This is a genomic window from Aureimonas phyllosphaerae (assembly GCF_900113065.1).
In the GTDB taxonomy this organism is placed as follows: Bacteria; Pseudomonadota; Alphaproteobacteria; order Rhizobiales; family Rhizobiaceae; genus Aureimonas; species Aureimonas phyllosphaerae.
This window is the reverse complement of the sequence record NZ_FOOA01000013.1, coordinates 66,693-93,261: the sequence shown is the minus strand read 5'-3', so window position 1 is coordinate 93,261 and position 26,569 is coordinate 66,693. Positions and strand designations below refer to the sequence as shown.

General features: G+C 65.7%; 24 protein-coding genes. 2 read left to right on the top strand and 22 right to left on the bottom strand.

From position 1 onward, the window contains the following. Nucleotides 1–25: 25 nt before the first annotated feature. The 8 genes from hflX to dusB form a co-directional block, all read right to left on the bottom strand. Nucleotides 26–1,396, bottom strand: coding sequence for a GTPase HflX (gene hflX / locus BM175_RS15495; RefSeq protein WP_090964590.1), 1,371 nt, complete (start codon nt 1,394–1,396; stop codon nt 26–28). Between the two features lie 45 nt (nt 1,397–1,441). Next, nucleotides 1,442–1,690 (bottom strand): RNA chaperone Hfq, encoded by a 249-nt coding sequence (gene hfq, locus BM175_RS15490; protein ID WP_055885716.1) that lies wholly within the window; start codon nt 1,688–1,690, stop codon nt 1,442–1,444. A gap of 183 nt (nt 1,691–1,873) precedes the next feature. Then, on the bottom strand, nt 1,874–3,250 hold the full coding sequence (gene trkA, locus BM175_RS15485; RefSeq protein WP_090964556.1) for a Trk system potassium transporter TrkA: 1,377 nt from the start codon (nt 3,248–3,250) through the stop codon (nt 1,874–1,876). Between the two features lie 19 nt (nt 3,251–3,269). Continuing rightward, on the bottom strand, nt 3,270–4,631 hold the full coding sequence (ntrX, locus tag BM175_RS15480; RefSeq protein WP_090964554.1) for a nitrogen assimilation response regulator NtrX: 1,362 nt from the start codon (nt 4,629–4,631) through the stop codon (nt 3,270–3,272). After that, a complete protein-coding gene (locus BM175_RS15475) occupies nt 4,631–6,862 on the bottom strand; it encodes a sensor histidine kinase NtrY-like (RefSeq protein ID WP_090964552.1) in 2,232 nt (743 codons plus the stop codon). Before BM175_RS15475 ends, ntrX begins: the two co-directional genes overlap by 1 nt. Before the next feature lie 75 nt (nt 6,863–6,937). Next, on the bottom strand, nt 6,938–8,386 hold the full coding sequence (gene ntrC, locus BM175_RS15470) for a nitrogen regulation protein NR(I) (RefSeq protein ID WP_090964550.1): 1,449 nt from the start codon (nt 8,384–8,386) through the stop codon (nt 6,938–6,940). Continuing rightward, nucleotides 8,386–9,528 carry a two-component system sensor histidine kinase NtrB gene (locus BM175_RS15465; RefSeq protein WP_090964548.1) on the bottom strand — a complete coding sequence of 381 codons (1,143 nt, stop codon included), beginning with the start codon at nt 9,526–9,528 and terminating at the stop codon, nt 8,386–8,388. Before BM175_RS15465 ends, ntrC begins: the two co-directional genes overlap by 1 nt. Before the next feature lie 3 nt (nt 9,529–9,531). Then, a complete protein-coding gene (dusB, locus tag BM175_RS15460) occupies nt 9,532–10,605 on the bottom strand; it encodes a tRNA dihydrouridine synthase DusB (protein ID WP_090964546.1) in 1,074 nt (357 codons plus the stop codon). A 155-nt stretch (nt 10,606–10,760) separates the two neighbouring features. On the opposite strand from dusB, the gene BM175_RS15455 reads away from it, so the two are divergent. Both BM175_RS15455 and BM175_RS15450 read left to right on the top strand, forming a co-directional pair. After that, the gene (locus BM175_RS15455) at nt 10,761–11,936 is read left to right on the top strand and encodes a bifunctional 2-C-methyl-D-erythritol 4-phosphate cytidylyltransferase/2-C-methyl-D-erythritol 2,4-cyclodiphosphate synthase (protein WP_090964544.1); all 1,176 of its coding nucleotides are present in this window, start codon (nt 10,761–10,763) and stop codon (nt 11,934–11,936) included. Then, entirely contained in the window at nt 11,926–12,453 is a 528-nt protein-coding gene (locus BM175_RS15450; RefSeq protein ID WP_090964541.1) for a CinA family protein, read from the top strand. Before BM175_RS15455 ends, BM175_RS15450 begins: the two co-directional genes overlap by 11 nt. On the opposite strand, the gene BM175_RS15445 is transcribed toward BM175_RS15450, so the two are convergent. The 14 genes from BM175_RS15445 to tpiA form a co-directional block, all read right to left on the bottom strand. After that, nucleotides 12,435–12,887: a type II toxin-antitoxin system RatA family toxin gene (locus BM175_RS15445; protein ID WP_055885700.1), complete on the bottom strand. Its 453-nt coding sequence runs from the start codon at nt 12,885–12,887 to the stop codon at nt 12,435–12,437. The genes BM175_RS15450 and BM175_RS15445 overlap by 19 nt on opposite strands. A gap of 3 nt (nt 12,888–12,890) precedes the next feature. Further along, entirely contained in the window at nt 12,891–13,856 is a 966-nt protein-coding gene (lipA, locus tag BM175_RS15440) for a lipoyl synthase (protein ID WP_090964539.1), read from the bottom strand. Nucleotides 13,857–13,901: 45 nt separating this feature from the next. Further along, nucleotides 13,902–14,162 (bottom strand): GlsB/YeaQ/YmgE family stress response membrane protein, encoded by a 261-nt coding sequence (locus tag BM175_RS15435; protein ID WP_090964537.1) that lies wholly within the window; start codon nt 14,160–14,162, stop codon nt 13,902–13,904. A 95-nt stretch (nt 14,163–14,257) separates the two neighbouring features. Beyond that, on the bottom strand, nt 14,258–15,709 hold the full coding sequence (lpdA, locus tag BM175_RS15430; RefSeq protein WP_090964535.1) for a dihydrolipoyl dehydrogenase: 1,452 nt from the start codon (nt 15,707–15,709) through the stop codon (nt 14,258–14,260). A gap of 27 nt (nt 15,710–15,736) precedes the next feature. After that, on the bottom strand, nt 15,737–16,372 hold the full coding sequence (locus BM175_RS15425; protein ID WP_090964533.1) for an SGNH/GDSL hydrolase family protein: 636 nt from the start codon (nt 16,370–16,372) through the stop codon (nt 15,737–15,739). 22 nt (nt 16,373–16,394) lie between these two features. Further along, nucleotides 16,395–17,801 carry a pyruvate dehydrogenase complex dihydrolipoamide acetyltransferase gene (locus BM175_RS15420; RefSeq protein ID WP_090964531.1) on the bottom strand — a complete coding sequence of 469 codons (1,407 nt, stop codon included), beginning with the start codon at nt 17,799–17,801 and terminating at the stop codon, nt 16,395–16,397. Between the two features lie 215 nt (nt 17,802–18,016). After that, a complete protein-coding gene (locus BM175_RS15415; protein WP_090964529.1) occupies nt 18,017–19,435 on the bottom strand; it encodes a pyruvate dehydrogenase complex E1 component subunit beta in 1,419 nt (472 codons plus the stop codon). Between the two features lie 12 nt (nt 19,436–19,447). Further along, nucleotides 19,448–20,392 carry a pyruvate dehydrogenase (acetyl-transferring) E1 component subunit alpha gene (gene pdhA, locus BM175_RS15410; protein ID WP_244546032.1) on the bottom strand — a complete coding sequence of 315 codons (945 nt, stop codon included), beginning with the start codon at nt 20,390–20,392 and terminating at the stop codon, nt 19,448–19,450. Between the two features lie 294 nt (nt 20,393–20,686). Further along, on the bottom strand, nt 20,687–21,013 hold the full coding sequence (locus tag BM175_RS15405; RefSeq protein ID WP_090964525.1) for an FtsB family cell division protein: 327 nt from the start codon (nt 21,011–21,013) through the stop codon (nt 20,687–20,689). Between the two features lie 110 nt (nt 21,014–21,123). Further along, nucleotides 21,124–22,401 (bottom strand): phosphopyruvate hydratase, encoded by a 1,278-nt coding sequence (gene eno / locus BM175_RS15400; RefSeq protein ID WP_090964523.1) that lies wholly within the window; start codon nt 22,399–22,401, stop codon nt 21,124–21,126. A 76-nt stretch (nt 22,402–22,477) separates the two neighbouring features. Further along, nucleotides 22,478–23,311, bottom strand: a complete 834-nt coding sequence (gene kdsA, locus BM175_RS15395) for a 3-deoxy-8-phosphooctulonate synthase (RefSeq protein WP_175526875.1) — start codon at nt 23,309–23,311, stop codon at nt 22,478–22,480. Nucleotides 23,312–23,331: 20 nt separating this feature from the next. After that, nucleotides 23,332–24,960 carry a CTP synthase gene (locus tag BM175_RS15390; protein ID WP_090964521.1) on the bottom strand — a complete coding sequence of 543 codons (1,629 nt, stop codon included), beginning with the start codon at nt 24,958–24,960 and terminating at the stop codon, nt 23,332–23,334. Nucleotides 24,961–25,068: 108 nt separating this feature from the next. Then, a complete protein-coding gene (secG, locus tag BM175_RS15385) occupies nt 25,069–25,680 on the bottom strand; it encodes a preprotein translocase subunit SecG (protein ID WP_090964586.1) in 612 nt (203 codons plus the stop codon). A gap of 86 nt (nt 25,681–25,766) precedes the next feature. After that, entirely contained in the window at nt 25,767–26,522 is a 756-nt protein-coding gene (gene tpiA, locus BM175_RS15380; protein ID WP_090964584.1) for a triose-phosphate isomerase, read from the bottom strand. Nucleotides 26,523–26,569: the final 47 nt, after the last annotated feature.

Here is a 26,569-nt window from a genome sequence, read left to right as displayed (position 1 = left end):
GGCCGCCGCCTCTCGTCCCTTCTCTTCAGTCCTCGACCTCTTCCATCATCGGCAGACCCTCAATCTGCACGTCCGGGTGTCGGTGCTTCAGACGCAGGAGATCGGAGCGGGCCGCCCGGGTGAGATCGATCGACAGCTGGACGCTGCCGTCTTCCAGGTCCTCGCGCTCGCGCACGACGCTGTTGTCGTAGATCCAGGGCAGGATGCCCAGCGCATCGGCGGGCACCGTCAGCGACACCGGCTCGGCAAGACCCGCGATCCGGCCCTCGATGTCGGCCAGGAGCGCCGACACGTTCTCACCCGTCAACGCCGAGACGATGTGAACCGCCTGCCCGCGCGGATGCGACGCGGCCGAAAGTTCAACCTGTGCACGCGCCTGCTCGTCCAGTCGATCGGCCTTGTTCCAGACCTCGATGACGTGTTCCGGGTCGTCGGCGTCGATCTCGAGATCGGCGAGGATCTTGCGCACGTCCGCCGCCTGAGCCGCGGTGTCAGGGTTGGCGATATCGCGAACGTGCAGCACGATGTCGGCCTCGACCACCTCCTCGAGCGTCGCTCGGAACGCAGCGACGAGGTGCGTCGGCAGATCGGATATGAAGCCGACCGTGTCGGAGAAGATGACCTCGGTGCCGTGCGGCAGGTTGATCCGGCGAAGGGTCGGATCGAGCGTCGCGAACAGGAGGTCTTTCGCCAGCACCTCGGCGCCCGTCACCTTGTTGAAGAGCGTTGACTTGCCGGCATTGGTGTAGCCGACGAGCGCGACGATCGGGTGCGGGGCCTTCTTGCGCTTGGCGCGGTGCAGCGAGCGCGTGCGGCGAACCTGATCCAGCTCCTTCTCCAGGCGCTTGATCTTCTCCTGCAGCTGACGCCGGTCGGACTCGATCTGCGTTTCCCCGGGGCCGCCGAGGAAGCCGGCACCACCGCGCTGACGCTCGAGGTGGGTCCATGAGCGGACGAGGCGGCCACGCTGGTAGTTGAGGTGCGCGAGTTCGACCTGAAGTCGGCCTTCCTTCGTCCGCGCGCGCCGGCCGAAGATCTCGAGAATGAGGCCCGTCCGGTCGAGAACCTTGGCGTTCAGTTCCTTCTCGAGATTGCGCTGCTGCACGGGCGTCAGCGGATGGTCGACGATGACGAGACCGATCTTCTGGGCCGCGATCAGACCGGCGAGTTCCTCGACCTTGCCCGAGCCGATGAGTGTCGCGGGCTGGATCTTCGAGACGGGCACGATGCCGCGGGCGACGACGTCGAGTTCGATCGCCAGCGCGAGGCCTTCGGCCTCGACCAGACGCTCATCGTCACCGCGTCGGACGGCCTCCGACGCGTCGTCGGCCGGATTGCGCTGTCGTACGACCGGCACGAAGACGGCGGCGCGTGTGGGGACGCGCTCATGCTCGATCGGCGTGCGGGGTTCGTGCTCGTGTTCTTCGGTGTATTCGGTCAATCAGACCTTCCTGTCCTCGTCCCCGCCGTCGTTCATGTTGACGGGCTGGGACGGCATGATCGTGGAGATGGCGTGCTTGTAGACGAGCTGCGAGTGGCCGTCGCGACGCAGGAGCACGCAGAAATTGTCGAACGAGGTCACGACCCCGGTCAGCTTGACGCCGTTCACGAGGAAGATCGTCAGCGAGATCTTCTGCTTGCGGACGGTGTTGAGGAAGAGATCCTGAAGGTTCTGCGCGCGTTCGGCCATCGGGCTGTCCTGTTCTTGTTCTTGCCGTGCCCGCGCCACCAAGGCGCGAACGGACGGAAATCGCGGTCCACGAGGACGCGCCGCCGCCGAAGGTTGTCCTTCAGCGGGACGACGCGTTCAATACTGCTCGATCGTTCGTGTGAACCGAGACGGAGATAGGTATCGCGGCGTTGCATCGCCACATCAGAAGAACTCAAGGCTGACGCGAAAAAACTGTTCGACCTGCCGCACGGTGTCGGATCGCACGAACAGGACCACGCGATCCTTCGGCCGGATGCGCGTCTGGCCGGTCGGACGGATGAAGACGCCGTTTCGGGTGATCGCGCCGATTCGCATGCCGTCGGGGATGTCGAGATCGCGCAGCGGCTGCCCGACCAGCGGAGACGTCTCGAGCGCCTCGGCCTCGATGGCCTCGGCCATACCGTTCTGCACCGAGTGCACGGCGCGAATGCGACCCCGGCGAACATGCTGGAGGATGCGCGAGGTCGTGACGGATCGCGGGTTCAGCACCGCATCGATCCCGAGGTGCTTGGCCAGATCCTGAAAGGTCGGGCTGTTGATCAAGGCCAGATTCGATTTTGCCCCGAGGCGCTTGGCCATGGCGGAGCTCAGCACGTTGATCTGATCGTCGTTGGTCAGCGAGACCATGAGATCGGCGTCGCCGATCTCGGCCTCCCGCAGGATCGCCGGGTCGAGCGCGCTGCCCTGGAGGACGATCGTGCGTTTCAGCTTGTCGGCGACGTTGAGCGCCCGGCCCGGGTCGGCTTCCACAAGGCGCAAACGCGACGCGAGATTGCGGCTTTCCATCTCCATCGCGACGGTCATGCCGACATTGCCGCCACCGGCGATCACGATGCGGCCGACGTCCGGCTCCTCGTGGCCGAAGATCGTCAACGTCCGGCGGACCTGCGACTGCTCGACGATGAGATAGGCAAGATCGCCCGCGTAGAGAATGTCGACGGCGTTGGGGACGAAGATCGCCCCGTCCCGCAGAATGCCGACGACGGTCGCGCCGAGATCCGGGAAAAGCTCCGATAGTTGGCCGAGCGGCGTCCCGAGCACGGGGCATTCCTCGCCGCATTCGATCGCGATCAGCGAGATCGCACCTTCCGAGAAGCGCACCGTATCGACCGCGCCCGGCAGCGCGATGCGCCGGAGCACCATCTGCGCGACCTCGACCTCGGGCGAGATCACGACGTCGATCGGCATGTGGTCGGTCGAGAACAGGTCCTGCCAGTGCGGTTGGAGATAGGCCTGACTGCGGATGCGGGCGATCTTGGTCGGCACGTTGAAGAGCGAGTGGGCCACCTGGCAGGCGACCATGTTGACCTCGTCATGGAGCGTCACGGCAATCAGCATGTCGGCTTCCGCCGCGCCGGCCTCCGCCAGCGTATCCGGGAACGCGCCGTGCCCGACGATGCCCTTGGCGTCAAGGTTCTCACGGATGTTGGCGATGAGCGCCTGCGACGTGTCGATCACCGACACGTCGTTCCTCTCGGCCGAAAGGCTCTCGGCGATGCCGTAGCCGACCTGACCGGCGCCGCAGATCACGATCTTCATGGGCATGGTCGGCGCCCGCCTAGATGCCGAGCGACTTCAACTTCCGATGCAGCGCCGAGCGCTCCATGCCGACGAACTCGGCCGTACGCGAGATGTTGCCGCCGAAGCGGTTGATCTGGGCGACGAGATACTCCTTCTCGAACACCTCGCGCGCGTCGCGCAGCGGCAGCGCCAGGATGCGCCCGTCCGACTGGCTCGGCGTACGCGGCAGCATGTCACTCACCTCGTGCGGCAGCATGTCGGCGGAGATCGCCTCGGCGCCGTCCTGCCGCGACAGGATCATCAGCCGCTCGATATTGTTGCGAAGCTGCCGGATATTGCCCGGCCAGTCGCTCGACTGAAGGACGGCTAGCGCCTCCGGGCTGAGGGCCTTCGGGCGGATGCCCGTCTGTTCCCCGATCTGCTTCATGAAGGCGTCGATCAGGATCGGGATGTCCGAACGCCGGTCCGCCAGCGGCGGCACGGAAATCGGCACCACCGCGAGACGGTGGAACAGATCCTCTCGGAACGAGCCTTCGGCCATGAGCGATTCAAGGTTCTGCGAGGTCGAGGAGATGATCCGCACGTCGACCTTGACGCGCTTGGCGCCGCCGACGCGCTCGAACGTCTGCTCGGTGAGGACGCGCAGAATTTTATTCTGCGTTTCGCGCGGCATATCGCCGACTTCGTCGAGATAGAGAACGCCGCCATGCGCCTCTTCCAGAGCGCCGACCTTGCGCTCCATACCGGGCGGGGTCTCGGTGCCGAAGAGTTCGACCTCCATCCGGTCCGGCGTGATGGCGGCCGCGTTCAAAGCGATGAACGGACCCTTGGCGCGGGCGGACGCGGCATGGATGGCGCGCGCGACCATCTCCTTGCCGGAACCGGAAGGCCCGAGGATCATCACGCGGCTGTTGGTCGGCGCGACCCGCTCGATCGTCGCGCGCAGCTGGTTCATCGGGTGTGACTTGCCGAGAAGGTCCGGCGAGTCGCTGGAGCGGCGCTTCAGTTCCGAAACCTCGCGCTTCAGCTTAGAGGTCTCCAGCGCGCGCTCCGCGATGAGCACCAGACGGTCCGCCTTGAAGGGCTTCTCGATGTAGTCGTAGGCACCGCGCCGAATGGCCGAGACGGCGGTCTCGATGTTGCCGTGGCCGGAAATCATGACGACCGGGATTTCGGGGTGCTGGGCGCGGATCGCGTCGAGGACGTCCAGCCCGTCGAGACGGCTCCCCTGCAGCCAGATGTCGAGGAAGATCAGGCGCGGCACCCGGTCGGCGATCGCCTGCAGCGCCGCGTCCGAGTTGCTCGCCATGCGTGTCTCGTAGCCCTCGTCGTCGAGAAGGCCGGCGACAAGCTCGCGGATGTCGGCTTCGTCGTCAACGATGAGGATATCCGCTGCCATCAGTGTTCACCGTGTTCTTCTGAGTTCGTCGTCGGGGCGGTCTTGGACGTGTCGTCGGCAGGAAGGCGGATGCGGACCAGGGCGCCGTGGTCGAAGTTCGGCGCATCGTCGAGCGCGATCGTGCCGCCGTGCTCCTCCACGATCTTGCGCACGATCGCCAGACCGAGCCCCGTCCCCTTTTCGCGGGTCGTCATATAGGGCTCGAGAAGGCGATCTCGATCCTCTTTCGGGAAACCGAGGCCATTATCTTCGATCTCCACGACGTTGGTTCCGTCGCTATCGAAGGCGCGCACGACGATGCGGCCCGCATGGTTCTCCATCGGCTCCATCGCCTCGACGGCGTTCTTCACGAGATTGCCGAAGGCCTGGGACAGGAGGCGAAGGTCGTAGGAGCCCATCAGCGGCTTGTCGCCGAAGTCGCCCTCGATCGTGATGCCCTGCGCGGCGAGTTCGCGCATGAAAACGGCTTCCCGAAGCGCTTCGCGCAGGTCCCGATCCTCGAGCGTCGGCTTCGGCATACGCGCGAACTGCGAGAACTCGTCCACCATGCGACCGATGTCGGCGACCTGCCGGATGATCGTGTCGACGCAGCGGTCGAAAATCTCGCGGTCGGTCTCGACGAACTTGCCGTAGCGGCGACGGATGCGCTCGGCCGAAAGCTGAATCGGGGTCAGCGGGTTCTTGATCTCGTGCGCGATGCGCCGCGCGACATCGGCCCAGGCCGAGGAACGCTGGGCGTCGACGAGATCCGTGATGTCGTCGATCGTCACGACGCTCGCGCTGACGCCGGCCTCCTCCTCTTCAGAGGTCACGCGAACGTCGAGCGTGCGCTCGCGGTCGCGCACCCGCTGCTTGATCTGCTCCTGATGCTCGCGACGGCGCGAATGGCGTGCCGCGGCATAGACCTCGCTGAGCGCCGGCAGAACCTCCTCTAGCGGCCGTCCGACGACGTCGCTGCCGCGAATCGACAGGATGCGCTCGGCAGACGGGTTCAACATCGAAATCTCACCGCGCCGGTCGACGCCCATGACGCCCGCCGTGACGCCCGACAGCACAGCCTCGGTGAAGCGGCGCCGTTCGTCGATTACATCTTTCGCGTTGACGAGTTCATGCCGCTGGCTGCGCAGCTGCCGGATCATGTTGTTGAACGTGTTGGACAGCGAACCGACGTCGCCGTCCGAGATGCGCACCGGCACGGACACGCCGAGATTGCCCTCGCTGACCTCGTCGGCCGCCGAAATCAGAAGGCGGATGGGGCGAACCAGGCGGTCGGCCACACCGATGCCGGTCCAGATCGCCGAGAGGAGCACGATCAGCGTGATACCGAGGTAAAGGAGGGCGAAGGCGATCTGCAGGCCGAAACGGTTGTCGGCGAGGCTGGAATATTCCGCAGTGCGCTCGCGCATCAGCCGCAGCGCGCCGATCACCTCCGGATCCACGACACGGATCGTGTAGAGGTAGACGTCGCCGAACTCCCGCAGGCGCATCACCGCGCCGACAAGGTTCGTGACGCCGGGCGGAATGAAGACGAGGTTGCCTTCGGCCGCCTGCTGCAGCGCGTCCGTCGGCGGCACCGGCAGCGGACGCTCCACGGGAATATCGGCCCGCAGGAACGGCGTGCCGTCGCCATTCAGGAGTTGCGCCCCGAGAAGCGAGCGCCCCCGCGCCTGCTCGGTCAGGAGGTCCTGGAACCCGGTCCGGTCGAGATTGAAGAGTTGCCGCTGTCCGCGCAGTTCCTGCGCCATCGACAGGGTCGAGCCCTGCAGGTTGCGGGCGTTCTCGTTGACGTAGGCTTCGGCGACGTTGATCGACGAGTCGATGATGGTGCGGGTGCGGATCTCGAACCAGCGGTCGAGGCCGAGATCGAGGGTGATGCCTGCCACGATCGCGACGAGCAGCGCGGGCAATGCCGCGACGATCGAGAAGAGCAGCACGATGCGCACATGGAGGCGTGACGCTGCCTTGCCGTGGCGTCGCGCCTTCGTCATCCGCACGACCTCGCGCGCGATGAGGACGCAGAGAAGCAGGACGAAGACGCCGTTGACGAGGGTCGCCGTCTTGACCACCGCGGCAGTCGGCGCAATCGGCGTCAGCCCCATGAGGACGACGAAGGAGATCGCGCCCGTCACGAGAGCGCCGATTACTGCAAGGATGCCCGGCACGAGCATGAACCGACGGCGTTCGCCGAGTGCGGGAATCTCCCCGTCCATCGTGGTCGTCTGCGCTGCCATCAGCCACCCGTGATCAGATCACGTGGCAGTCTTGCAACGCAATGTGTCTAGAATGCAACGAGCATTTGCAGAAAATTAGCGGATCGATCGAACGATAGAGATGTCGAGATCGCGAATCTTCTTGCGCAGCGTGTTGCGGTTCACGCCGAGGAGATCGGCCGCCTTCACCTGATTGCCCCGCGTGGCCGCGAGGGCCGCTGCGATCAGCGGATACTCGACCTCGCGCAGAATGCGGCCGTGCAGCCCGGGTGGCGGGAGCTCGTTGCCGAACGAGCCGAAATACTCGAACAGATAGCGCTCGACGGCGGCCGAAAGGTCGATCGGCTTCGAACTGTCGCCATCGCCACCGATCGGCCTCGACTGCTCGCTGGCCAGCTCGTGCTCGATGATCTCGGCGGTGATCTCGTCCTGCGGATAGAGAGCACTGAGGCGCCGCACGAGGTTTTCGAGCTCGCGCACGTTTCCCGGCCACGAATAGCGCCGCATCACGTCGAGGGCCCCGGAGGTCAACGTCTTGCGCGACAGGCCTTCCTTCTGGACGAGGCCGAAGAAGTGGTTCGTCAAATCGACGAGGTCCTCGATGCGCTCGCGCAGCGGCGGCAGGCGCAGCGGGACCACGTTCAGGCGGTAGAACAGATCCTCGCGGAACAGGCCGCGCTGAATCAGCTGACGGAGGTCCTTGTTCGTCGCAGAGACGATGCGCACGTCCGTCGCGATCGGCGTGCGCCCGCCGACGACCGTATATTCGCCCTGCTGCAACACGCGCAGAAGCCGTGTCTGCGCTTCCATCGGCATGTCGCCGATCTCGTCGAGAAAGAGCGTCCCACCCTCGGCCTGCTCGAAACGGCCGCTTGCCCGCGCCTGAGCCCCCGTGAACGCACCCTTCTCGTGCCCGAAGAGCTCCGATTCGATCAGATCGCGCGGGATCGCCGCCATGTTGATGGCGACGAACGGCCCCTTGCGACGCCGGCCGTAATCATGGAGCGCGCGCGCGACGAGCTCCTTGCCGGTGCCCGACTCGCCGGTGATCGTCACCGTCAGATCCGTCTGCATCATGCGCGCGAGCGCGCGGTAGATGTCCTGCATAGCTGGCGAGCGGCCGATCAGCGGGATCGTCTCGCCACCGTCGTCCATCGCCTTGTTGCGCGCCTCGGCCTTCGGCTCGGCCAGCGCCCGACGCACGATGCTGACGAGTTCGGTCAGGTCGAACGGCTTTGGAATGTAGTCGTAGGCGCCCTTCTCCGACGCCTGGATCGCCGTCATGAACGTGTTCTGCGCGCTCATGACGATGACCGGCAGATCGGGCCGCGTGTTGCGGATCTTCGGCAGAACATCGAACACGTTGCCGTCAGGCATCAGGACGTCGGTGACGACGAGATCGCCGTCCCCGGCGCTGATCCAGCGCCAGAGCGTCGCGATGTTCGACGTGACGCGCACCTCGAAACCCGCCCGCATCAAGGCCTGCGAGATGACCGTGCGGATCGCCGCATCGTCGTCTGCAACGAGAATCTGGGAGGTGGCCATCAGCGCGTTCGCCTGCGTTTCGGGGTCGTTCCGTCGGTGTCGGGAGCATCCGGCTCCGTCCAGGCCGGCATCAGCACGCGGAAGATCGTGTGTCCGGGATACGAGTCGCACTCGATCACGCCGCCGTGGTCGCGCACGATCTTGGCGACCAGCGCCAGACCGAGGCCGGTGCCGTTTGGCTTGGTCGTGATGAACGGATCGAAGATGTTCTCGCGGATGTCGTCCGGCACGCCGCCGCCATTGTCCTCGACGACGAACTCGAGCGGCAGCGTCATGCGGGTGCGCGCGCCCGGCACCGACAGGCGCACGCCGGGTTTGAAGGCCGTCGACAGCTTGATCTCGCCGTCCGGCCGCCCACCCACCGCCTCGCTCGCGTTCTTCACGAGGTTGATGAAGACCTGAACCAGCTGGTCGCGATTGGCGAACACCGAGGGCAGCGAAGGGTCGTAGGCTTCCGTGATGCGGATGTCGCGCGCAAAGCCGCTCTTGGCCAGCGTCTTCACGTGCTCCAGCACCGAATGGATGTTCACGGCCGACCGCTCGACCGGTCGCTCGTCAGAGAAAACCTCCATCCGGTCGACGAGCTTCACGATCCGCTCGCTCTCGTCCTGGATGAGCTGCGTGAGAATGCGGTCCTCGTCGCTCGCTTCCGCCTCCAGAAGCTGCGCCGCGCCCTTGATACCCGACAACGGGTTGCGGATCTCGTGCGCGAGCATCGCGGCAAGCCCCGTCACCGTGCGGGCCGCGGAACGATGGGTCAGCTGCCGGTCCATCTTGTCCGCCATCGACCGCAACTGGAACATGACGAGCACGTGGCCGGGCGGATCGCTGAGGCCGGAGACATAGACGTCCACCAGCCGATCCATGCCGAGGCGCGGCGAGGACACGTCGACGCGATACTCGCTGATCCGCGAATTCTCGCTCTTCACCTGCTCGATCAGACCGAGCACCGGGCTGTCGTGAGGGACGAAATCGGCAAGACGGCGCTTGGCGAGATGCGAGGCGCTCGCCGAAAAGAACTGCTCGGCGTCGGAGTTGGCAAAGGTGAAGCGGCCGCTCTCGTCAAGCGCGACGACCGGATGCGGCAACGCGTTCAGAAGCGCGAACTGATCGAGCGGCGGGGCGGATGCAGAGGACGTCATCGATCAGGCAGCCTGGCGGAGGGACGCGGAAAGATCCGGCTCGACGTCGCTGAGGATCGCAGCGCCGAGGAGGCTTCGCAGGCGAGCGCGGACGAGCGCCGGGTCGGTCGCCCGCATCAGCTCGGCCCGGTCGCTCGCAAGACGCGACGCAGCGGCCGCTTCCCATCGATCGAGATACCAGCCGAGATGCTTGCGGGCATGGCGGAGGCCGGCCTGCTCCCCGTAGAATTCGAGCATCGAGTCGTAATGCGAGACCGCGAGATCGGCGAAGCTTTGCTGCATCTGGTTGCAGTCGAGGTGACCGCCGACGAGGGCGGGGAACCACGGCCGCCCGCAGGCGCCCCGTCCGATCATCGCGGCATCGGCCTCGCTCGCGTGCAGCATCGAAGAGAGATCGGCGACGGACTGGAGGTCGCCGTTCGCCACCACAGGGATCGTCACGGCGCGAGAGACGGCGGCGATCGCCGGCCAGTCCGCCTCCCCGGTATAGAACTGGTCTCTTGTCCGCCCGTGGACCGTCACCAGCCTGACGCCTGCCCCCTCGGCACGCACGGCGAGATCGGGTGCGTTGAGGCTCGATCGATCCCAGCCGAGACGCATCTTGAGGGTCACGGGCACCGAGCCGGCACCCGCGATCGTCGCCTCGATCAAACGCAGCGCTTGATCGAGATCGCGCATCAGCGCGGAGCCCGACAGCCCGCCGACGACCTTCTTCGCCGGACACCCCATGTTGATGTCGATGACGTCGGCCCCTTCGGCCGCCACGATCTCTGCGGCCTTGCGCATCGCGGACGCCTCGCGGCCCGCCAACTGAACGGCATGAAGTCCGAGGCCATCGGCGCCTGCGCGCTGCCGGCTGTCGGCATCGTTGCGGATCAGTTCCCCGCTCGCCACCATCTCCGAATACACCACTTCCGTTCCGAACGAACGGACGAGACGTCGAAACGGGACGTCAGTGATACCCGACAACGGCGCGAGAAAAACGCGCGAGCGAATCAAGAGCCTGCCTAGCGACAGGTCACCGGGATGCGCCGCAAGGCGACGGTTCGAGGTCGGAAGATCATCCGGACAGCACATTGAAACAGCATATCGCCATGTGCTCAAAAGACAATCAAAATGAGTGTGCAAAGCAACGCCATGCTGCATTGCAAATCCGACGGTGCTGCGCTCTTGCCCCCTGCTGGCGGATGTGCTGACCACTGTCGGTGGAACGGTTCGAATTCGGGTGGTTAATGAAAGTCGCAGCGATCCTTGTTGCCGCTGGCCGCGGGTCGCGCGCGGGGCTGACGCCCTATGGACCGAAACAGTATTTCGACCTCGGCGGACGCCCCGTCCTGTGGCGAACCGCGGAGCGTTTCCTTTCGACGCCCGGCATCGGGCCGGTGATCGTCGTAATCCACCCCGACGATCACGCCATGGCCGGCCGCGCTCTCGACGGGCTACTCGATCGCGTTCTTCTCGTGGAAGGCGGTGCGACACGGCAGGCATCGGTGCGTTGCGGTCTCGAGGCCCTCGCCGAGGTCGCTCCCGAGATCGTCCTGATCCATGACGCCGTGCGCCCCTTCGTTTCCTCCGATGCGATCCAGCGGGTGGTCGCGGACATCGATCCGAAGACCGGGGCGATCCTCGCCCTCCCCGTTGCCGATACGCTGAAGCGATCGGACGGCGATCTTATCGACGTCACGGTCGACCGGTCGGGTCTGTTTGGAGCCCAGACGCCGCAAGGGTTTCCTTACGGCCTGATTCGCGAGGCGCATACGAAGGCCTCACGTGACACAAGGACGGCCTTCACGGACGATGCCTCGATCGCCGAGTGGGCCGGCATCCCGGTCCGCCTAGTCCCGGGGGACCCGGAGAACGTCAAGCTGACCCTGGCGCGCGAGTTGACCCTGGCCGCCGAGCGATTCCGAGGAGAACCCGCGATGATCGATGTGCGTACCGGCAACGGATACGACGTCCACAAGTTGGTGCCGGGCGATGGGGTGACGCTGTGTGGCGTCTTTATCGAGCACGATCAGGCTCTTCTCGGACATTCCGATGCCGATGTCGGCTTCCATGCGCTGACTGACGCGCTGCTTGCGACCTGCGGCGCAGGCGACATCGGCACCCACTTTCCACCGAGCGATCCGCAGTGGCGCGGTGTCGCCTCGCGCGTCTTCCTCAAACGCGCGGTCGAGATCGTGGAGGAGCACAAGGGGCGCATCTGCAACGTCGACGTCACCCTCATCTGCGAGGCACCGAAGGTCGGCCCCCACCGCTCCGCCATGGTGGAGGTCATCGCCGATGTGACGGGTCTCGAGGCCGAACGGATCTCGATCAAGGCGACCACCAACGAGACGATCGGCTTCATTGGCCGGCGCGAGGGGATCGCGGCGATCGCAACGGCGAGTGTCGTCTATGGCGGGTGAGAACGAGTTCCGTAACCGGCTGGATGCCGTCGCTGCGCGCATCGTCGAGAAGGCGCTGGCGCACAGTCTGACGATCGCGACGGCCGAATCCTGCACCGGCGGGGTGGTCTCCGCGGCGATCACTGAGATCGCCGGATCGTCCGCCGTGTTCGGGACGGGCTTCGTCACCTACTCGAACGCCGCGAAGGCGCGTCTTCTGAAGGTGCCGACCGATCGGCTCGAGCGATTCGGTGCAGTTTCGGGCGAAGTCGCCGAGGCCATGGCGGAAGGCGCCCGGCGCGAGGCTGGGTCCGATATAGCGGTTTCCATTACCGGCATCGCCGGACCGGGCGGCGGCTCAGACCCCAAGCCGGTAGGGCTCGTCCATTTCGCCTGCGCATCGAAGCTTGGGACGGTCCACGTCGAACGACGGTTCGGGCCGCTCGGTCGCAGCGTGGTACGCCAGGCTAGCGCGGCCACGGCGCTGGAACTGATCGAGGAAACCCTCGATCGCCTGGCTCAGGCCGAAGCCGGATAGACCTTATTCGCCCGCTCTTCGAAGGCTGTGGCAAAGCGCCTGAAGGCGTAATCGAACATCGAACCCATCAAGAGACCGAGTGTGCGGCTCTTGAACTCGTAGTCGATGAAGAACCGCACCTCGCATCCATCCGGATGGGGCTCGAAGTTCCAGCGGTTCTCGAGATAGCGGAACGGGCCGTCGACATATTTAACGTCGATCTGCCGCTCGGCCGGCTTCAAGAGAACCTGCGACGCGAAGGTCTCGCGGATCAGCTTGTAGGCGACGGTCATGTCGGCGATCAGCAGCGTCTTGCCGTCGCGCTCGCGGCGCGAGCGAACGACAAGGCTCTGGCAGAGTGGCAGAAACTCCGGATAGCGCTCGACGTCGGCCACAAGGGCGAACATCTCGTCGGGAGAGTGCCGGACGACGCGGGCGTTTTCGAACTTCGGCATCGTTCAGGCTGCGACCTTCGCAAGACGCGCCGCCTTGAGGCGCTCAAAGTCCTCGCCCGCATGGTGCGACGAACGCGTCAGCGGGCTAGAAGCGACGACGAGGAACCCCTTCGTGAGACCGACGGTCTCGAACGACTTGAACTCTTCGGGCGTCACGTAGCGGATCACCGGGTGATGCTTGCGCGTCGGCTGCAGGTATTGGCCGATGGTCATGAAGTCGACGTCCGCGGATCGCAGGTCGTCCATGAGCTGCAGGACCTCGTTCCGCTCCTCTCCGAGACCGACCATGATGCCGGACTTGGTGAAGATCGTCGGATCGAGTTCCTTGACCCGCTGCAGGAGCCGGATCGAGTGGAAGTAGCGCGCGCCGGGACGAACCGTCAGATAGTTCGACGGCACAGTCTCGAGATTGTGGTTGAACACGTCCGGCCGAGCCGCCACGACCTTCTCCAACGCGCCGGGCTTGCGCAGAAAGTCCGGCGTCAGGATTTCGATCGTCGTGCCCGGCGCCGCGGTGCGGATGGCCTCGATTGTCTCGACGAAATGCTGCGCCCCGCCGTCGGCAAGATCGTCGCGATCGACCGACGTGATGACGACGTGCGAAAGCCCCATGCTGGCGACGGCACGTCCGACGCTCGCCGGCTCGTCTTTATCGAGAGCATGCGGCAGGCCGGTGGCGACGTTGCAGAACGCGCAGGCGCGCGTGCAGATGCCGCCCATGATCATGAAGGTTGCGTGCTTCTTCTCCCAGCACCCGCCGATGTTGGGACAACCCGCCTCCTCACACACGGTGACGAGGCGGTTGGATTTCACGATCTCGCGCGTTTCCTGGTAGCCGGCCGATACCGGCGCCTTGACGCGGATCCAGTCTGGTTTGGGGAGCACCGCCGTATCAGGGCGATGCGCCTTTTCGGGATGCCGGGGCCTTGCGGCGCCGGCAGGGCTACGTGCGTCGAGGATCGTGACCATTGACCGTCATTTAAGCTCGGTTCGACGGTCACGCAATCGCGCGCGTTAGATGCGACGACCGCGAACCGCCCGGAAGATAAAGATCAGCAGGCAGGCGCCGATGAAACCGACGATCAGGTACTGGATCGAGAAGCTCGCACCAGCCTGAAGGTCGAAAGCGCCGAGAATACCCAACAGGAAGTTCAGGAAGACGGCCCCGACGATCCCGAGGATGATGTTCAGGAAGACGCCCATGTTGCTCTTCATGACCATCTCTGCGAGCCATCCGGCGATACCGCCAACGATAATTGCAGCGAGCCAACCCATACGTATCTCCTACGGTACAAATACCGAGAGTTGAGATAGTGCGGCGAAAATGTGGACAAGACCTCTTGTCGCAGCTCGCTGCAATTTTCGCGCAATTACATATGGATGACCTTTCCGTAGGCATCGAGAACGCTCTCGTGCATCATTTCCGAGAGCGTCGGATGTGGGAACACCGTGTGCATCAGCTCTTCCTCGGTGGTCTCGAGACCCATCGCGATCACGAAGCCCTGGATGAGTTCGGTCACCTCGGCGCCCACCATGTGCGCGCCGAGAAGCTCGCCGGTCTTGGCGTCGAACACGGTCTTCACCATGCCGTCCGGCTCACCGAGCGCGATCGCCTTGCCGTTGGCGAGAAAGCGGAACCGACCGACCTTGACCTCGCGTCCCTCCTCCTTCGCCTTCGCCTCCGTCAGGCCCACCGAGGCGATCTGCGGCTGGCAGTACGTGCAGCCGGGAATCTGGGTGCGCTTCATCGGATGCGCGTCCATGCCCTTGATCTTCTCGATGCAGATCGTGCCCTCGTGCTCGGCCTTGTGGGCGAGCATCGGGGCACCGGCGACGTCACCGATCGCATAGACGCCTTCGACATTGGTTCGGCCGTAGGGGTCGGTCTTGACAAGGCCGCGCTCGACGGTGACGCCGACGCCCTCAAGGTTGAGCCCTTCCGTGTTGCCCTGCACGCCGACCGCCGAGATCAGCTTCTCGGCCTTCAGGACCTGGCTCTTGCCGCCCTGCTCCACCGTGACCTCCACGCCGTCCGCGGTCTTGGCGACCTTCGCCACTTTCGCGTCCGAAAGGATCTTCATCCCCTGCTTTTCGAACTGCTTGCGTGCGACCGCCGCAATCTCGGCATCCTCGACTGGCAGGATCTGTGGGAGCAGCTCCACCACCGTCACGTCGGCACCCATGGTGCGGTAGAAGGAGGCGAACTCGATGCCGATCGCGCCTGAGCCCATGACGATCAGGGACTTGGGCATCGCCTGCGGCTTCATTGCCTCGAAATAGGTCCAGATGCGCTCGCCGTCGGCTTCGATGCCCGGCAGGACGCGCGGCCGGGCGCCGGTCGCGACGATCACGTGCTTGGCTTTGTAGGTCCCATGCCCGAGGACGCCCTTCGGCACCGGGTTCTGCGGCTGAACAGCCGGCTTCGTCGGCTCTCCGACCTCGACCTCGACCGGGCCACCCTTGCCGGCCTTCATGAGCTTGGCCTGGCCCCAGATCACGTCGATCTTGTTCTTCTTCATCAATCCGGCGACGCCGCCGTTCAGCTGAGCGGACACGCCGCGAGAACGCTTCACCACCGCCGCGATGTCGAAATCGGGCTTCTGGATCTTCAGGCCGTAGTTGTCGCCATGCTCGGCGTAATGGAACACCTCGGCCGAGCGCAGCAGCGCCTTGGTTGGGATGCAGCCCCAGTTGAGGCAGATGCCACCAAGATGCTCGCGCTCGACCACGGCCGTCTTGAAGCCCAGCTGCGCGGCACGGATCGCCGCCACGTAGCCGCCCGGCCCACCGCCGATGATCAGGATGTCATAGGTATCGGCCATCGTGGTTCTCCGTCGAAAAGATTGGCGCTAGAGCAGCGATGTGAGGGTTTGCGCGATCGCCTCGCCAAGCGCTCGGGTGTTTGCAGCGTCCAGATGCACCCCGTCGAGCGGAGTGGCGACGCAATGATCGGATGCGGCGACGTGATGGCACCCGGTCGCAGATGCGACGCGGGCGTAGGCGTCCTTAAACCGGCGCGATTCGTCGATCGCATGTCCAAACATCGCGTCGAAGTCGGCATCCGGCGTCGCGACCAGCGTTGGCGGCGAGACCAGAACGATCTCCCGGACCCGGAAGCCGAACGAGGACGGAAAGCTGCGGGCGACCTCGACCAGTCGTCCGATACCGAACGCGGCCTCTGCTGCACGGCCGCCGCCCGTGTGCTTCTTCAGATCGTTCGAGCCGAGCGCGATCACGAGGATGTCGACCGGCTCGTGCGTCGCAAGGACGGTCGGCAGGATGCGGGCGCCATTCCGGTCCGCCGGCGCCAGGTGGTCGTCATAGGCCGTCGTGCGTCCGTTCAGTCCCTCGGCGATGACGCGAACCGCATCGCCTAGCCGCGCGCCGACGACGCTCGGCCACCGGTCCTCGAACCGATGACGGCCGGCACCGGCCGCGTCGTAGCCCCAGGTCAGGCTGTCGCCATAGCAGAGAACGGTCTTCACGGGCGTGTCTCCCGAGGCGCGCTCAGACGAGCATGCTCATCGGGTTCTCGATGAAGCGCTTGAAGGCCGAGATGAGCTCGGCTCCGAGCGCGCCGTCCACCGCACGATGGTCGGTCGAGAGCGTTACGGTCATGACGTTGGCAACCGTCACTGCGCCGTTCTTGACGACCGCCCGCTCCTCGCCCGCGCCGACCGCAAGGATCGTCGCATGCGGCGGATTGATCACCGCGGAGAAGTCCTTGATGCCGAACATACCGAGGTTCGACACGGCGGTCGTGCCGCCCTGATACTCCTCGGGCTTCAGCTTGCGGGCACGAGCACGCTTGGCGAGGTCCTTCATCTCGTTGGAGATGGTCGACAGCGTCTTTTCGTCGGCCTTGCGGATGATCGGAGTGATCAGGCCGCCCTCGATCGACACGGCGACACCGACGTCAGCATTGCGGTGCTTGAGCATGGCGCTCTCGGTCCAAGAGACGTTGGCGTCCGGCACGGCGACGAGCGCGCAGGCCATCGCCTTGATCACCATGTCGTTGACCGAAAGCTTGTAGGCCGGGCGCTCGCCAGCGTCGGTCTTCACGTTCGGCGCCGCGCCGTTCAGCTGCTTGCGCAGCGCCAGGAGTGCGTCGAGCTCACAGTCCACCGACAGGTAAAAGTGCGGCACGGTCTGCTTCGATTCCACCAGCCGCTTGGCGATGGTCTTGCGCATCCCGTCGTGCGGGATCTTCTCGTAGGAGCCCTCGGCAAAGAGCTTGAGGATCGCATCGTCGTTCGCCGGCTTCGGTGCGGCCGGAGCGGGTGCCGGCGCTGCGGCGCTGGGAGCCGATGCGGTCTGTGCGGATGCCGGCTTCTGGGCGCCTCCCTTGGCCGCGCTCTCGATATCGGCCTTCACGATCCGGCCGTGCGGACCGCTGCCCTGCACGGAGGACAGTTCGACACCCTGCTCCTTGGCCAGACGCCGGGCCAGCGGCGACGCGAACACGCGGCCGCCCTGCGTTGCCCCCGAACCGCCGGGCGATTTGGCAGACGATCCGCCCTCGCTCGCCGAAGCGGTCTCGGCCGCGCGCTCGTAGCCGCGCTTGTCGGCATCCTTGGCCTCGTCCGTCGAGCCCTTCACGGCGGCATCGGCCGCAGGCGAACCGGAGGCCGCGGCGTTCTGCCCGCCCGAGGCGGTCGCCGAGGCATCTTCGCCCTCGGCCGCAAGGATCGCGATGACCGCGTTGACCTTCACACCTTCGGTACCCGCCGGCACCACGATCTTGGCGACCGTACCCTCGTCGACCGCCTCGACTTCCATCGTGGCCTTGTCGGTCTCGATCTCCGCGATGACGTCGCCGGAGGAGACCTTGTCGCCCTCCTTCACAAGCCACTTCGCGAGGTTGCCCTCTTCCATCGTCGGCGAGAGGGCCGGCATCGTGACGTTGATCGGCATCGGCGAACGTCTCCTCAGTCGCCCATTCGACGGGCATCGATAGGTCTCGGCGCCATGACCCACTGCGCGAGCGGGCGTACGGCCGGCATCAAGGTTGCCTGTGCGGCTGCCACGTCAAGCGGCCATGTATGCCGCAGCGCGGCAGAGGGGACGGGCAACGGGTCCGTCCCGATGGGTGGGAAGCCCGGCACCCGCGGCACCGGGCACCGACCGCCTCAGCGGTAGCAGACGGCCTTCACCGCCTCGACGACTTCCTTGGCCGACGGCAGCGCGAGCTTCTCAAGGTTTGCCGCGTACGGCATCGGCACGTCCTTGCCGCAGACCTTGAGCACGGGCGCGTCGAGATGATCGAACGCACGCACCATCAGTTCCGAGGCGATGTGCGAGCCAACCGACCCCTGCGGCCAGCCTTCCTCGACCGTGACGCAGCGGTTGGTCTTCTTCACCGAGCGGACGATCGCATCGATATCCATCGGACGGATTGTGCGAAGGTCGATGACCTCGGCGTCGATGCCTTCCTTGGCCAGTTGTTCGGCCGCCGCGACGGCATAGGTCATGCCGATGCCGAAGGAGACGATCGTGACGTCCTTGCCCTTGCGGTGAACGCGGGCCTTGCCGATCGGAACGGTCCAGTCGTCGGTATCGGGCACCTCGAACGAGTGACCGTAAAGGATCTCGTTCTCGAGGAAGACGATCGGGTTGGGATCGCGGATCGCCGACTTCATCAGACCCTTGGCATCGGCCGCCGAGTAGGGCTGGATGACCTTGAGACCCGGAATCTGGCTGTACCAGGCGGCGTAGTCCTGGCTGTGCTGCGCCGCGACGCGCGCCGCCGCGCCGTTCGGGCCGCGGAAGACGATCGGGCATCCCATCTGGCCGCCCGCCATGTAGAGCGTCTTGGCCGCCGAATTGATGATCTGGTCGATCGCCTGCATGGCGAAGTTGAACGTCATGAACTCGACGATCGGCTTCAGGCCGGCGAACGCCGCGCCGACGCCCATGCCGGCGAAGCCGTGCTCGGTGATCGGCGTGTCGACGATGCGGCGCGCGCCGAACTCGTCGAGAAGGCCTTGGCTGATCTTATAGGCGCCCTGATACTCGGCGACCTCTTCACCCATCAGGAAGACGGTGTCGTCGCGGCGCATCTCCTCGGCCATCGCCTCGCGGAGCGCTTCGCGCACGGTCTTCGTCACCATCTTGGTGCCGGCCGGGATTTCCTCGGCGAACTCGCCGTCGACATCCTCGGGCTCGGGGTGCGACATGCCCTGCGCGGGCACGGGAGCTGGCTTCGACTTGTCGCCATCGGACGATTCCGGCTTCGCCTCTGCGGGCGCGGCTTCGGCGGCCGGTGCGGCCTTCGGCGCGGACGCCACGGCGTCGTCGGCGCTCTCGCCGTCAGCCAGGAGGATCGCGATCGGGGTGTTGACCTTTACGCCCTCGGTTCCGGCCGCGATCAGGATCTTCCCGATCTTGCCCTCGTCGATGGCCTCGACCTCCATGGTCGCCTTGTCGGTCTCGATCTCGGCGATCACGTCACCGGGGGCGACGCTGTCGCCTTCCTGCTTGACCCACTTCGAAAGGGTGCCTTCCTCCATCGTCGGAGACAGGGCGGGCATCAGGATTTCGGTCGGCATGCGCCCCTCCCCTTACTTCGAAGCCTGCGGAACGGCGTCCGCATAGATGTCGGTCCACAGTTCCGAGACATCCGGCTCGGGATCGTTCTGGGCGAACTCGGCAGCGTCGGCCACGATGTCGCGCACTTCGCGATCGACGGCCTTCAGATCGTCCTCGGACGCGTTGTGCGCCTCCATCAGGCGCTGACGGACCTGCTCGATTGGATCGGATTCGGCACGCATCTTCTGCACCTCGTCGCGGGTGCGGTACTTCGCGGGATCCGACATCGAGTGGCCGCGATAGCGGTAGGTCAGCATCTCGAGGATCATCGGACCCTCGCCGCTGCGGCAATGCTGGATGGCGAGGTCGCCCGCCGCCTTCACCGCGCGCACGTCCATGCCGTCGACCTGAATGCCCGGGATCTTGAACGACAGGCCGCGGTGCGCGAAGTTTGTCTCGGCCGAAGCGCGGTTGACGGACGTGCCCATCGCGTAGCGGTTGTTCTCGATCACGTAGATGACCGGGAGCTTCCAGAGCGAGGCCATGTTGAAGCTCTCGTAGACCTGGCCCTGGTTGGCCGCGCCGTCGCCGAAATAGGCGATCGCGACCGAATCGTTGCCGCGGTAGCGGTTGGCGAAGGCGAGACCCGTTCCGAGAGAAACCTGCGCTCCGACGATGCCGTGGCCGCCGTAGAAGTGCTTCTCCTTCGAGAACATATGCATCGAGCCGCCCTTGCCCTTCGAGTAGCCGGAGCGGCGACCCGTGAGCTCGGCCATGACGCCGCGCGATTCCATGCCGGTGGCCAGCATGTGACCGTGGTCGCGGTAACCGGTGATGACCTGGTCGCCCTCCTTCATCGACATCTGCATGCCGACGACCACGGCCTCTTGGCCGATGTAGAGATGGCAGAAACCGCCGATGAAGCCCATGCCGTACAGCTGACCGGCCTTCTCCTCGAAGCGGCGGATCAGAAGCATGTCGCGATACGCGCGAACGTCCTCGTCCTTGGTGAAGTCGACGGGCGCTGGCGCGGTGTACTGCTTCAGCGTCTTCTCGATCTCGCCAGCGCCGGGAGCCTTCGCTTCGCCGTCGCCGCCGATCCCTGATTTCTTGAGTGCGGCCATTTCGACTCCCATCCCTTGACGCCCCGAGTCCGGCGGGCAAGTTTTGGGCAAGTATATGGACAAGATGCAGGCACGCAAGACGCGGCCCGCTCCTTAACCGGCGTGACGTTAATTCGCGCCGCGGCGTTTCAATTAACTCGTTACGAGTTAATCTTCGACGCCTGTTTTGAGGAGGATCGTCACTTCGTCCCCGTTCGACAGGTTCAGGGAGCGTCGGGCACGTTCGTCGATCATGTCGCGTTCGAGCGTGCCGTCGCTGAGAAGACGAACCCGGGTCTCCAGCGCTTCCCGGGTGTCGACGATTTCCACGTAGACCGCCTGCTTGCGGGCCAGTTCCTCCTTCAGAACGACACTGGCTTCCGTTCCGTAACGTCCGCTCTGCGCGTGGAATACGAAGTAGGCGAGGCACGGCAGGGTAATAGCGGGGACGATCAGCTGGGACAGACGCGATCTGCGCTTTTGCTTCGTATGCATGACGAGGGTCTCCGGAACGGAGCGACCCTAGACCCCAGCGATTTACATCTCGTTAAGCGTAAGGATTGCGAGAGACGAAAAGGGGCGCCGGAGCGCCCCTCGATGATCACTCAACGGTGCCGAAGGATCGAGCGGCCGGCGTAGACCGCCTGGTCGCCCAGCTCTTCCTCAATGCGCAGGAGCTGGTTGTACTTGGCGAGCCGGTCCGAGCGCGCCAGCGAACCGGTCTTGATCTGCCCGCAGTTGGTGGCGACCGCGAGGTCGGCGATCGTCGAGTCCTCGGTCTCGCCCGAGCGATGGGACATGACCGCCGTATATCCGGCGCGATGCGCGACGCTGACGGCGTCGAGCGTCTCGGTGAGCGTGCCGATCTGGTTGACCTTCACCAGGATCGAATTGGCGACGCGCTTCTCGATGCCCTCGCGCAGGCGAGCCGAATTGGTAACGAACAGATCGTCGCCGACCAGCTGGACGCTGCCGCCCACCTTGTCGGTCAGGCTCTTCCAGCCAGCCCAGTCGTCCTCCGCCATGCCGTCCTCGATCGAGATGATCGGATAGGCCGCCGAGAGTTCGGCGAGGTAACCCGACATCTCGTCGGCCGACAGCTTCCGCTTCTCGCCTTCGAGGTCGTAGACACCGTTCTTGAAGAACTCGGTCGAGGCGCAGTCGAGGGCGAGATAGATGTCTTCGCCCGGGCGGAAGCCGGCCTTCTCGATCGAGGCCATCACGAAGTCGAGGCCGGCCTTCGCCGACTCGAGGTTCGGCGCGAAACCGCCCTCGTCGCCGACATTGGTGTTGTGACCGGCAGACTTCAGCGCCTTCTTCAGCGTGTGGAACACCTCGGCGCCCATGCGCAGGCCCTCAGCGAAGGTCTCCGCGCCGACCGGCATGATCATGAATTCCTGGAAGTCGATCGGGTTGTCCGCATGCGCGCCGCCGTTGATGATGTTCATCATCGGAACCGGCAGGACGTGGGCGCTCGCACCACCGACATAGCGGTAGAGCGGCAGGCCGGCGGCGTCCGCAGCGGCCTTGGCCGTGGCGAGCGAAACGCCGAGGATGGCGTTGGCGCCAAGACGGCTCTTGTTCGGTGTGCCGTCGAGCGACTTCAGGACGGCGTCGATGCGGATCTGGTTCTCGGCCTCGAAACCGACCAGCGCCTCGAGGATGTCGGTGTTGACCGCCTGCACGGCCTGCTGCACGCCCTTGCCGCCATAACGCTCGTCGCCGTCGCGCAGCTCGACCGCCTCGTGCGCGCCGGTGGAGGCGCCGGAGGGCACCGCCGCACGGCCCATCGAGCCGTCTTCCAGCACCACGTCCACCTCGACGGTCGGGTTGCCGCGGCTGTCGAGAATCTCGCGCGCGATGATATCGATAATGGCGGTCATGTTCCGTCCCTTGGCTCTGGCAAAACGCCGGGTTGAGACGGCCGGCCCGAACAGGCGCCGGCCGGAATGCTGTGTGTCAGAAGCCCTTGGCGACCGCGTCGAGATCGCGCAGGCGCTTGAGGAGCTCGGACATGTCGTCGAGCGCGACCATGTTCGGCCCGTCGGACGGCGCGTTGTCCGGATCCTCGTGCGTCTCGATGAAGAGGCCGCCGACGCCGACGGCGACGGCCGCACGCGCGAGGGTCGCCACAAAGCGACGCTCGCCGCCCGACGAGCCGCCCTGCCCGCCCGGCTGCTGCACCGAATGCGTCGCGTCGAAGACGACGGGCGCCCCGGTCTCGGCCATGATGGGCAGAGCACGGAAGTCGCTGACAAGCGTGTTGTAGCCGAACGACGATCCGCGCTCGGTCAGGAGCACGTTGGCGTTGCCGCTGCCCGTCACCTTGTCGATCGCGTGTCGCATGTCCCAGGGCGCGAGAAACTGGCCCTTCTTGATGTTCACCACGCGGCCGGTATGGGCCGCCGCCACGAGAAGGTCGGTCTGGCGCGACAGGAAGGCGGGGATTTGCAGCACGTCGCAGATCTCGCCGACCGGTTCGCACTGCTCAGCCGTGTGAACGTCGGTCAGGACCGCCACGTCGAACTGTGCCTGGATCTCCTCGAACACCGGCAGCGCCCCTTCGAGGCCGATGCCGCGCCGGCCCTCCCGGCTCGTCCGGTTCGCCTTGTCGAAGCTCGCCTTGAACACGTAGCCGATCCCCAGATCGCCGGTGATCCGCTTCATGCGTTCGGCGATCATCAGCGCATGATCGCGGCTTTCCATCTGGCAGGGACCGGCGATCAGCGAGAACGGCTTGTCCTGCGCGAACTCGGCGCCCCGAAGACGGATGGTGGAGTTCGGAGCCAGCATGGTCGGCCTTTCGATCGGGGTCAGAGCAGACGCGAGCGTTCGATCGCCGCGGCGATGAACGAGGCGAACAGCGGGTGCGGCTCGAACGGACGCGACTTCAGTTCGGGGTGATACTGCACGCCAATGAACCACGGATGATCGGGCAGTTCCACCGTTTCCGGCAGCAGTCCGTCCGGCGACATGCCGGCGAAGATCATGCCCGCATCCTCCAGCCGGTCGCGATAGGTGCGGTTGACCTCGTAGCGGTGACGATGGCGCTCGGTGATCGTGGTTGCGCCATAGATGTCGGCGATGCGCGAACCGGGCGCCAGCGACGCTTCGTAGGCGCCAAGGCGCATGGTGCCGCCGAGGTCGCCCTCGGAGGCCCGTTGCTCCAGTTCGTTGCCGCGCATCCATTCGGTCATGATGCCGACGACCGGCTCCTTGGTCGGGCCGAACTCGGTCGACCCCGCCTCGGCAACGCCGGCCAGCGAACGCGCGGCTTCGATCACCGCCATCTGCATGCCGAAGCAGATGCCGAAATACGGAACGTCGCGCTCGCGGGCGAAGCGCGCCGCGCTGATTTTGCCCTCCGAGCCGCGCTCGCCGAAGCCGCCGGGAACCAGGATACCGCCGACCTTTTCAAGGTAGGGCGTCGGGTCTTCCTTCTCGAAGACCTCCGATTCGATCCAGTCGAGATTGACCTTCACGCGGTTGGCGATGCCGCCGTGCTGAAGCGCCTCGATCAGCGACTTGTAGGCGTCCTTCAGCCCTGTGTACTTGCCGACCACGGCGATCGTCACTTCGCCCTCGGGGCGCGCGACGTTCTCGACCACCTGCAGCCATCGCTCGAGCTTCGGCTTCGGCGCCGGGTCGATGCCGAAGGCGGCCAGCACCTCGGTGTCGAGGCCCTCGTTGTGATAGGCGATCGGCACGTCGTAGATCGTCGCGACGTCCAGCGCCTGAATGACCGCGCTCTCCCGGACGTTGCAGAAGAGGCTCATCTTCCGACGCTCCTCCTTCGGGATCGGACGATCGGCGCGCACGAGGAGGATGTCCGGCTGAATGCCGATCGAGCGCAGTTCCTTGACGGAATGCTGCGTCGGCTTGGTCTTCAGCTCCCCGGCCGTTGGAATGTAAGGCATCAGCGTCAGGTGCACGTAGACGGCGCCGTTGCGCGGCAGATCGTTGCCGAGTTGGCGGATCGCCTCCATGAACGGCATCGCCTCGATATCGCCGACCGTGCCGCCGATCTCGCAGAGCACGAAGTCGTACTCCTCGTTGCCCTCGAGGACGAAGTTCTTGATCGCGTCCGTGACGTGGGGAATCACCTGGACGGTCGCGCCGAGGTAGTCGCCGCGGCGTTCCTTGGCGATGATTTCCTGGTAGATCCGGCCCGTCGTGATGTTGTCCATCCGGTTCGCGGAGCGACCGGTGAAACGCTCGTAGTGGCCGAGGTCGAGGTCCGTCTCCGCGCCGTCGTCGGTCACGAAGACCTCGCCATGCTGCGTCGGGCTCATCGTGCCCGGATCGACGTTCAGGTAGGGATCGAGCTTGCGGAGCCGGACCCTGTAGCCACGTGCCTGCAGCAACGCGCCGAGGGCCGCCGATGCGATCCCCTTCCCCAAGGATGAAACCACGCCGCCGGTGATGAAAATGTATCGCGCCATGGGCCTTCCCGATACTCGCTCAAGCAGGATTCGACCAGTCCCCTTGTGGTCGAAATGAAAAAGGGGCGCCGCAGCGCCCCTTGGGGTGGTGCCGTGCAGAGCCCGGCGCTACTGCGCGGGCTTGGCCGGCGCCGTCGTCGCAGGGGTCGACTGATCGGTCGCGGTCGCACCTGCCGGCGGCGTCTCGACGGGCGGGACCGTCGGCACCTCCGTAGCAGCCGGCGACTGCGGAGCCGGGTTCGCCGGGATCGTCGCCGGAGCCGCGCCGGTCGGCACGCCCTCAGTGTTGGCCGGGGCTGCGGGCGTCGTCGCGGGCGCGGTCGTCGTCGGTGCGGTCTGAGACGCGCCCGACGGCACGTCGACCGGGGCGCTGTCCTGCTGCTCCGGCAAACCGCCGAGCTGGTCAAGGAGCGAACCGCCCGCCGCACCGCCCGCGGCGCCCGGAACGGCCGGAGCCGTCTGCGAGGGAACGCGGTCGAGGATGTCGAGACCGTTCGAGCCGTAGCGAGCCAGAAGCGCAAGGGACAGCGACGTGATGAAGAAGCCCGTCGCCAGGATCGCGGTGGTGCGCGTCAGCATATTGGCCGCGCCGCGGGCCGTCATCAGCCCGCCACCGCCGCCGCCCATGCCAAGCGCGCCACCTTCGGAGCGCTGGAGCAGGACGACGACCACGAGGGCCAAGACAATCAGGAGGTGGATGACGATCAGAACGGTCTGCATGGCCTCGAGGCGCAATCTCTCACAAGTTGCGCGTCTTCTATAGGAGGCTTTCGCGTATTCCAACCGCTTTCGGCAGCGGTGGGGTGTCAGCCCCGCGCGGCACGGCAGATGGGCAAGAAGTCCGCGGCCTTCAGGCTGGCGCCCCCGACCAGCGCCCCGTCGACATCGCCAAGCGCGAGAAGCTCGGCCGCGTTGGACGCCTTCACCGAACCGCCGTAGAGAATGCGCATGCCATTCGCAGCCTCGGCGCCGAAGCGATCGGCGATCCGGCCGCGGATAAAGGCGTGGGTCTCGCCGACCTCGGCCACCGTCGGTGTCCGGCCGGTGCCGATCGCCCAGACCGGCTCGTAGGCCACGACGGTGTTCGCCGGGGTGGCGCCGGCGGGCAACGAGCGCTCGATCTGGTCGGCGAGGACGTCGAGGGTCCGGCTCGCGTTCTTCTCCGCTTCGGTCTCGCCGATGCAGATGACCGCGACGAGGCCCGACGCCCAGGCGGCCTCCGCCTTGCGCGCCACAAGCTCGCTGGCCTCGCCATGGTCCGTCCGACGCTCGGAATGCCCGAGGATGACGTGGCTGGCGCCCGCGTCCTTCAGCATGGCCGCCGACACGTCGCCGGTATGGGCGCCGCTCTCTTTCGGATGCGCGTCCTGACCGCCGATCGCGACCGTCTCACCGGCGAGTTCCACGGCCCTCGCGATGAGGATTGCCGGCGGGCAGATCAGGACCTGCACGCCGTCAGCCGGGTTGGCGCCGAGATCGGCCACCATCGCGGACAGTTCATCAAGCGCCGCGCGCGAGCCGTTCATCTTCCAGTTTCCGGCGATCAGCGGCGTGCGGCTCATGAAACGGTCCTCGATCCGGCGGCGCAGGAGGGCGGCCGCGATGTCCA